This is a genomic window from Sphingobacterium sp. T2, from assembly GCF_000814685.1.
Classification (GTDB): domain Bacteria; phylum Bacteroidota; class Bacteroidia; order Sphingobacteriales; family Sphingobacteriaceae; genus Sphingobacterium; species Sphingobacterium thermophilum.
The window spans coordinates 1-7,358 of the sequence record NZ_JXAC01000202.1; the positions used below are offsets into that span (position 1 = coordinate 1).

Annotated in this window: 10 protein-coding genes and 1 riboswitch; of the genes, 5 read left to right on the forward strand and 5 right to left on the reverse strand. The window is 39.8% G+C overall.

What is annotated here, in order from left to right:
• The first annotated feature begins 11 nt into the window (after positions 1–11).
• Complete coding sequence (locus tag SD31_RS16190) at positions 12–170, forward strand: IS3 family transposase (protein WP_082021919.1); 159 nt, start codon at positions 12–14, stop codon at positions 168–170.
• Positions 171–262: 92 nt separating this feature from the next.
• Here the strand turns inward: SD31_RS16190 and SD31_RS12000 are convergent, their stop codons facing one another.
• On the reverse strand, positions 263–1,309 hold the full coding sequence (locus tag SD31_RS12000; RefSeq protein ID WP_156138351.1) for an N-acetylmuramoyl-L-alanine amidase: 1,047 nt from the start codon (positions 1,307–1,309) through the stop codon (positions 263–265).
• A gap of 320 nt (positions 1,310–1,629) precedes the next feature.
• Positions 1,630–2,691, reverse strand: a complete 1,062-nt coding sequence (locus SD31_RS12005) for a fatty acid desaturase family protein (protein WP_039054308.1) — start codon at positions 2,689–2,691, stop codon at positions 1,630–1,632.
• Between the two features lie 267 nt (positions 2,692–2,958).
• Here SD31_RS12005 and SD31_RS12010 point away from each other — a divergent pair, with 267 nt between their 5' ends.
• From SD31_RS12010 to SD31_RS15580, 3 genes are all read left to right on the forward strand, one after another.
• Positions 2,959–3,882 (forward strand): helix-turn-helix domain-containing protein, encoded by a 924-nt coding sequence (locus tag SD31_RS12010; RefSeq protein WP_039054309.1) that lies wholly within the window; start codon positions 2,959–2,961, stop codon positions 3,880–3,882.
• 86 nt (positions 3,883–3,968) lie between these two features.
• Positions 3,969–4,544: an MFS transporter gene (locus SD31_RS15575; RefSeq protein WP_052259018.1), complete on the forward strand. Its 576-nt coding sequence runs from the start codon at positions 3,969–3,971 to the stop codon at positions 4,542–4,544.
• Positions 4,545–4,578: 34 nt separating this feature from the next.
• Positions 4,579–5,172, forward strand: coding sequence for a hypothetical protein (locus SD31_RS15580; protein ID WP_052259019.1), 594 nt, complete (start codon positions 4,579–4,581; stop codon positions 5,170–5,172).
• A gap of 161 nt (positions 5,173–5,333) precedes the next feature.
• Here the strand turns inward: SD31_RS15580 and SD31_RS12020 are convergent, their stop codons facing one another.
• From SD31_RS12020 to SD31_RS12030, 3 genes are all read right to left on the reverse strand, one after another.
• Positions 5,334–5,573 (reverse strand): hypothetical protein, encoded by a 240-nt coding sequence (locus tag SD31_RS12020; protein WP_039054310.1) that lies wholly within the window; start codon positions 5,571–5,573, stop codon positions 5,334–5,336.
• A 47-nt stretch (positions 5,574–5,620) separates the two neighbouring features.
• Positions 5,621–5,714, reverse strand: a riboswitch (SAM-I-IV-variant riboswitch).
• Positions 5,715–6,002: 288 nt separating this feature from the next.
• Positions 6,003–6,698, reverse strand: a complete 696-nt coding sequence (locus SD31_RS12025; RefSeq protein WP_052259020.1) for a M48 family metallopeptidase — start codon at positions 6,696–6,698, stop codon at positions 6,003–6,005.
• The gene (locus SD31_RS12030; RefSeq protein WP_197053690.1) at positions 6,695–7,060 is read right to left on the reverse strand and encodes a hypothetical protein; all 366 of its coding nucleotides are present in this window, start codon (positions 7,058–7,060) and stop codon (positions 6,695–6,697) included. Before SD31_RS12030 ends, SD31_RS12025 begins: the two co-directional genes overlap by 4 nt.
• A 7-nt stretch (positions 7,061–7,067) precedes the next feature.
• Here SD31_RS12030 and SD31_RS17555 point away from each other — a divergent pair, with 7 nt between their 5' ends.
• Positions 7,068–7,283 carry a hypothetical protein gene (locus tag SD31_RS17555; protein ID WP_039054312.1) on the forward strand — a complete coding sequence of 72 codons (216 nt, stop codon included), beginning with the start codon at positions 7,068–7,070 and terminating at the stop codon, positions 7,281–7,283.
• Positions 7,284–7,358 lie beyond the last annotated feature (75 nt).

The following is a 7,358-nucleotide window of genomic DNA, read 5'->3' on the forward strand; positions in this document are numbered from 1 at the left end:
TGGGGTACTAAATCAGAGTTGTTTATTTAAAGAAATATAGGTCAATACTGGAATTAACTAAGGATATTATAGAATATATTAAATATTACAACAACAAAAGGATAAGAACTAATTTAAATGGAATGAGCCCGGTAGAATACCGAGCTCATCATATCAAAAATATTGCATAAATTCGTCCAACTTTTTGGGGGCAGTCCAAAGCTTTAGACTTTTTCTATTTCTTATCAGAGGCAATCTACTTTACGTTCGAGAATTTCTCATGCTACTGCACTTCTTTCAGCCAGCGTACTATGCCGCGATAGATTCTTTCCGCAGTCTGTTTATGAAATTTCTCGTCGATGTATTCTTTTTCATCTTCTTCATTACTGAGGAAAGCAATTTCCACCAAGCTATTAGGATATTCTGTTGGTGAATTTAGCAGGAAGTTAAAGTTACCTATGAGGCCGAATTCGTTCAACCCCAGCTTCAGCATCTCATCCAGAATGTGTTGAGACACCTTTCTGCTGCCATTATGATGGTAATACGTACTTACTCCTTTCACTTCAGGGCGTGAGGAGGCGTTCAAATGCAGGCTGATTAGTAGGTCTGGCTTTACCTCGCGGAGCATAAGCACTCTCTTGGTAGTAGCTATGTCTACATCGTCGGTACGAGTAAGATATACATTTTTCACTCCTTTCTTTTTCAGATAGCTTTCCAGTTCTTTGGCAAATTTCAGTGTATAGACCTTCTCTTCCGTTCCCTTTCGGCTTACCGCTCCTTTTGCCGTACCTCCGTGTCCCGCATCTATAGCTATAAACAGGTTCTTTATTCCCTTTTTTTGAGGAGCATGTTTGACGGCGATGCGCAGTGACTTATTGTTATAGCCTACGCTGTATCCCCAATTTTGCCTTCCTTTCAGCTCAATATGAATGCGGAAGACGTCCTTCTCGACTTGCTCGCGGTAGACACTTTTAACGATTTTTGCCTGACGCAGCTGTGTAATCCATGTAGTGTTCGAACTGACGCCAAAGACATCCACCACAATCTTGTTGGGTTCGGTAAGCTGGTAGCTGCGGTAAGGAAGTCTGTCCGGAAGGCTTACCGTCAACACGTCATAGTTATCCTTGGCCGACAGATGCCACGAACCACTCAGAAACTTACCTTCTCCAAGGGGATCTTCAGCAAATCCTCGCCTAACAAAATATTTAGGGATATAACAATCCCAGTTCTGTGACAGCTTAACCTTATATCGATCCCCTACCGAGTCAACGACTACCATACGTATGGCCGTATCCAAGAAGCCCATCTTATCGGCGCCTAGTCTTACCACGCCATCGCTATATTCAATATACGGCAGGTCTCCTGTGGTACGTCCAATCCAGGCTTCCTGAGCTAATAATGGAGACCAGAATCCTAATAGAATTAATAAAAAACTCGAAGCGGTAATAAGATTTTTTTTTCATCGGTTTAGCGTGTAGGTATAGTTTGATGATAAACATAAGTAAAAATGCTGAAGAATAGCACAACAAAACGTTAAAATCATGTATTATCACAGTGTTATACCACAAAAAAAGCCCCTACAGGGGCTGTATATTATGTATGAACTGAAATCATAGCATGTTAATCCTATCCTTTTATGTTATACTTCGCTTAATGAGCCATCATCTTAATCACACGGATATGCGAATGTAGGGCGGAAAAGAAAGTACGATATTCGTTATATTTTACATTGAACTCCAGACATGTCGACTTCAAGATTTTATTCAGTTGAGGGTAATGAATATGACTAACCTTAGGAAAGAGGTGGTGCTCCACCTGAAAATTCAGTCCTCCCAGCAGCCATACTAAAAGCTTACTGTTTGTGGCAAAATTAGCTGTAGATTGAAGCTGATGAATCATCCACTCTTCCTCTACGCGATGATTGGCTATAGTCTTGAATTCGGTCTTATCCACCACATGCGCCAGTTGGAACACCGTAGCCAGACAAATACCACAAACAACACTCGCAATAAGGAAGCCTACCAATGCAGGAACAACACCAACCACAAGCATCGGAAGGGTAATAAACAACTGGAAATGCAGAAACTTACTTATCCAAAAGATGACTTTTTCTTTTACCGGAAAAGTGAATTTATCAGAGCTCGTGCCAAACCGCTGTTTAAAATATTTCTCATAATCTTGAAAGAAAATCCACGCTAAATAAGAGATAGAATACAAAAAGATAAAGTAAACTGGCTGAAAACGGTGATATTTCTTTAGCGACTGATCAGGGTGGATACGCATAAATTTCACATCGATATCATGGTCCTCTCCATTAATATTGGTAAAAGTATGGTGTGCAATATTGTGCTTTATCTTCCAAAAAAAGATATTCCCTCCTAGCAGATTCAAGCTGTAGGATAATACGATATTAACCTTCTTGTTATCGGAAAAGGAATTATGTCCCGCATCATGCATTATATTAAAGCCTATAGCAGCGAAATTAATACCTAAAAGGACGCATAAAATCACGCTAATAGCCCAGTGGGGTTGCACAAAAACGAGTACACTGTACAATACAGCAAGACTTGTTAATAATATGATAGCTTTTATAATAAGCTTGCGGTTGCCGGTCTTCTTAATTAAATCTTGTTGGAAATATTGGTTGACTTTTAACTTGAGGGATTTAGAGAATAATGCGTTGGCATTATTAAATTTTACTTGGGTATGCATTAAAATGTATTGGGTTATTATTATTTTTTATTTTTTCAAATTAACCATTTAATTTCTTCAATATGAATTATTTCACATTATTTAACTTTTGATAGGTAATAAAGTACAACGCGTCTTAGTAGGCAAAATAGCTTTACAGTAATTTCTTTACTTCTCCTGCTTTTAAGATTTGTGTCATTTTACAGGTAATATAATCCGTAAATCTTCCGTTATAAAAAGCAATCTTGTATCATAGCCTGCAGCTAACTATATTTGATTTATATAAATATGGAAAGAACGGAAACTTTAAGAGATTATTATGAATTTGCAGGAAGGAAGATTCCTGAAGACCTGCTTAAGCACAACGGCGTACCTCGTCATTTCAATATTCTCAAGCGCAAAAACTGTACGGTAGGGCTTCCCTTCGCACGTCGCGATTATTGGAAAATAACCCTACTTAACAACAAAGCGCAACTTAAGACCAAACAGGAGACCGTCATCATTGACAAGCCCTGCATCATCGTCTCCCAGCCCAAAATGGCATACAGCTGGAAATCGTTCGACGAAGATCATACCTCCGGATTTATATGTCTTTTCACTGACGAATACCTCACCTATGACCTGAAATTGATTTTCAACCGCCTGCTTCAGGTTCTAAAAGCTAACCGCACCTCTTCGTTGTTTCTGGATCAAGATACCTACGATCTTATGTTCTTTTATTTCCAGCAACTCTTTGACGCATATCACAGTGATTTTGAATACCGGGAAGAGATGGTGCAGAAGTGGCTCCAACTAATAGTTTACCAGATTATATGGAAGCAGTCTACAAATTCTCCTTTCTTAGTGAAACAGGGTTCCCCAAACAGGGTAGTAAACGCATTTGTCAATGCTTTAGAATCACAGTTTCCTATCGATTCGCCGCATAACCCTATATCGCTACGCAGCCCCTCCGACTTTGCACAGTTGCTTAACGTCCATGTCAACCACCTCAACCATTGCCTCAAAGTTCAGACCGGCAAGTCCACCACACAGCTTATCAATGAAAGGATTGTGGCCGAAGCTATCAGCCTACTCAAATATTCGGACTGGAACATCTCTGAAATTGCAGAAAGCTTAGGCTTTGAATACGTGCAACATTTCACACTATTCTTTAAGAAAAATACGGGTGTCACGCCAAAGCAATATCGTGCAACCCAGGCAGGGGATATTTGATTTTTATAAACTCTTGTTTGAATCGATTAGCGGATACCTCTATCTCTCATTTTAATTTTGCTTGCTCACAAAAGGAAAAAAGCAAAATGAAAACACTAAAGCATGAAAATGTAGGTATCAGCACCTTTCTGGCATTTGCCCTTATTCCCATTTCGGGTTTCGCCATGGATGTGTACATTCCCTCGTTTCCTCATATGGCGAGTGAGCTGCACCTTAGCGAATCCGATATCAAATTGACCTTGACCGTCTATTTAGTAAGTTACGGACTCTCCCAGCTCTTCGTGGGAAGCATCTCCGACAGTTTCGGACGCTATAGGATTAATCTTATATCTCTGCTCGTCTTGTTTCTTTCCTCATTAGGCATAGCATGGAGCAGTAACATACACGTGATTCTATCTTTACGACTCATCCAAGCCATAGCTATCTCGTTTATTGTGGTATGTAAAAGAGCCTTCTTCGTAGATGTCTTCACCGGAGAAAAGCAAAAAAATTATACCAGCATGGTCACCGTGGTCTGGTCAACAGCGCCTATCCTCGCACCCTTTGTGGGCGGGTTTCTGCAGGAAGCCTTCGGCTGGCGGGCCAACTTTTACTTCCTCGCCCTCTATGCTCTTATCCTGCTCATCCTAGAATGGATATATAGCGGAAGAAACCTTACCTAAGAAACAGCCTTTCAAGCTTAAGAGTGTTATGTCCATGTATAGAGAACTTTTGAATGCTACTGACTTCAGCCTCGGCATCCTTGTGTTGGGACTTAGCTACAGCATGATCATGGTATTTAGCATGAACATAGCCTTTATCGTAGAACATGAACACCATCTCACCGCCGTATATTCCGGGTACTGTGCACTTATTTCCGGCTTAGCCATGTTTTTCGGGGGACTCTGGAGTAAAAAGCAGATAAACAAACCTATATATCAGAAACTTCAGCTCTCCATCCGCTCGCAGTTCATCATTCTAGCGATTATGCTTTCCACAGCACTCCTATTTCATCAGCTGTACATCATGATGGCTTTTGTCTTCCTTATCCATTTTTGGTTGGGGTTCAGCTATAACACCTACTTTACCTATTCGTTGACCAGCAGACCCCATTATGCGGCCACCGCAAGCGGACTGGCCAGCGGAGGCTCCTACGTCATCTTCTCCATAGCAAGTTATGTGGTGGTCAACCTCATAGATATCAAAGATCAGCTAACTCTGGGCTTGGCCTATCTCGTATTGCTCGTCTGTGTGCGCCTTACCCTGATCGTTGTCCGTCAAGCACTGCAAAAAGCCCCTACCGTAGCTTAAATACCATAAAACCTCATAAACATCTACGCCCAATCTTCTTAAGGATTGGGCGTAGACTTTAATCTGTTGCAAAAAGAATTACATGCTTATGGCTTTAGGAACCATTATAGAAAATAAAAATAAAGCCGACTAATTTATATTAGTCGGCTTTTTCTGAAAAATCAAACAACCAATTTGCTTTCCTGAAGTCTTACCTTGTGTTTAAGGGATATTCCATAATCACCTTGAAGAACAGAGGCATCTATCCTTCGTTTTTCAAATTGGAGACACAGAGCTTTCAAAAAGTAAGCCCTTGAACTTACCCATCCCGGATTATCCACTTCTTGGTTAAAACGCGCTACCAATGCCTCGTCCGACAGACGGGCTAATTCTTCTTCGAAAATTTTAATCTTTTGTTCCATGATTTGATACTTTTAAATAAAACCTAAGTACCAATCATTAAGAGAAAGGGAAAACCATTTTTTGACCGGAAGGCCCTCATCCTTTGACCACCGTGGTTGGTTCAACTCGGTTGGTGTACCCATGTACTCTTGATGATTGTGATGCTATGTTAATAAATATTTGGGTAAATAATAAATTTTTTTTGTGAGAAATAATCTTTACGAAGCCTACAATAGATAGGTAAATTGGATATTTCCCAATATAAACCACTTTACTCATTGGATATTAGCTCATTTTAATATTCAGACATTAATACTAATTCAAGTCCAATTTTTGAGTTGAATGTTTCTTCATTTCCAAGTGTGTTATTGCTAAGGATAATGTTGTTTAACACTTTCCGCTAACGTTTTCGGAACTTGGCGTTCGGGCAGTAGATTTTTCTCCGATGATTATTTATAATTATCCAGCTTCTCCTTTCGCTTCTCCCAATCGGGCATTAACTGCGTTAATAGTTCAAAGAATTGTTGACTGTGGTTTTTATGGACGATATGACATAATTCGTGCATCACCACATACTCGATACACCGCTTTGGGGTATGTATCAATCGCGGATTAAAAATAAGTTTGTTCTTCACCGTACAGCTCCCCCAACGGGTGGGCATCTCCTGAAAGTAAATTTCAGACGGGGCTTTGTACCGCTCGCTAAACTTTTTTATGATAGGCTTGGCTATTTCGGTAATCTTTTGATAGGCTTTTTCTTTTAGCCATTGCTCCAATACTTCTTGTGCATAGGATTTTTTCTTTACCGTTACCAAAAACAAATTTCCCTTATAGCTTACTTCGTTTTTACCGCCTATTTCCACCATTACTTTATAGCGTCGTCCTAAGTAATTCACCGAATATCCCGACTTGGCGATAATGTCATTATCGACCGTGTCCATACCAAGGAAATAGGATTTCTGTTTCAATATCCACAGGGCTTTTTTGGTAACAGCTGTATGGATTTTCTCCAAACTTACTTCCATAGGTGCGGAAACCACTACAGAGGTATCGGGATTTACTTTTATACCCAAACTCTTTCGAGCTGCATAGCGCAACTCAAATTCGATGGTATATCTGCCAAATTGTACATGTTCTTTCATCATTTACTACTTGCTATGGCTATTTCAATGGCTTTTTTGGTCAATTCATCGGCTTTGTCCATCGGCAAATCCATAACATCCATCAAGTAATCTCCAAATTCCAATTCAATTTTATTGATGATATCAATTCGTTTATGCCAATCCACAATTTCGCAAGACGAAAGTATTTCATCAAACATTAAAGCAGCGTCAACTTCTTTGCCATTTAATAGTTCTTCCGATTGGAACAAATGATAAATACCAATATTTCTGCGTTTGCCTTGCAATTCTTCAGGTACGGTATCTCCTCCGCCTTTTAGGGCTTGCTCTTTTATTTCTTGTAAGCGTTTTAAGGCTTCCAATTCTGAAAGACGATTAGCTCGCATTTCGGCTATGGTTTCTGAAATCAACTCGGATAGTTTGCGAAACAATACCGGATCTGTGTCGATATTTACCGTAATATATTTTGAAGTAGCAGCGGCAATTTTTTCGGCTTTGGCTCGTGGACCTGCTTATTTTACTCAATTCTTCTTCAAATGCTTCGGTATCCAGAATATTTATCGGCTCTACCAGTCTGATGATATCTTCGGTAATCACATGCTGATCTAATAAGTTTTGCGCAGTTTGAAAAGCAGTTGCAAAAATTATTAGATCAGCATGTGATTACCGAAGATATCATCAGAC

Excerpts from the sequence above, each read along its gene's own strand:
- SD31_RS12005 (WP_039054308.1), bottom strand. The coding sequence starts at position 2,691 with ATGCATACCCAAGTAAAATTTAATAATGCCAACGCATTATTCTCTAAA.
- SD31_RS12010 (WP_039054309.1), top strand. The coding sequence starts at position 2,959 with ATGGAAAGAACGGAAACTTTAAGAGATTATTATGAATTTGCAGGAAGG.
- SD31_RS15575 (WP_052259018.1), top strand. The coding sequence starts at position 3,969 with ATGAAAACACTAAAGCATGAAAATGTAGGTATCAGCACCTTTCTGGCA.
- SD31_RS15580 (WP_052259019.1), top strand. The coding sequence starts at position 4,579 with ATGTATAGAGAACTTTTGAATGCTACTGACTTCAGCCTCGGCATCCTT.
- SD31_RS12020 (WP_039054310.1), bottom strand. The coding sequence starts at position 5,573 with ATGGAACAAAAGATTAAAATTTTCGAAGAAGAATTAGCCCGTCTGTCG.
- SD31_RS12025 (WP_052259020.1), bottom strand. The coding sequence starts at position 6,698 with ATGATGAAAGAACATGTACAATTTGGCAGATATACCATCGAATTTGAG.
- SD31_RS12030 (WP_197053690.1), bottom strand. The coding sequence starts at position 7,060 with ATGCGAGCTAATCGTCTTTCAGAATTGGAAGCCTTAAAACGCTTACAA.
- SD31_RS17555 (WP_039054312.1), top strand. The coding sequence starts at position 7,068 with ATGGTTTCTGAAATCAACTCGGATAGTTTGCGAAACAATACCGGATCT.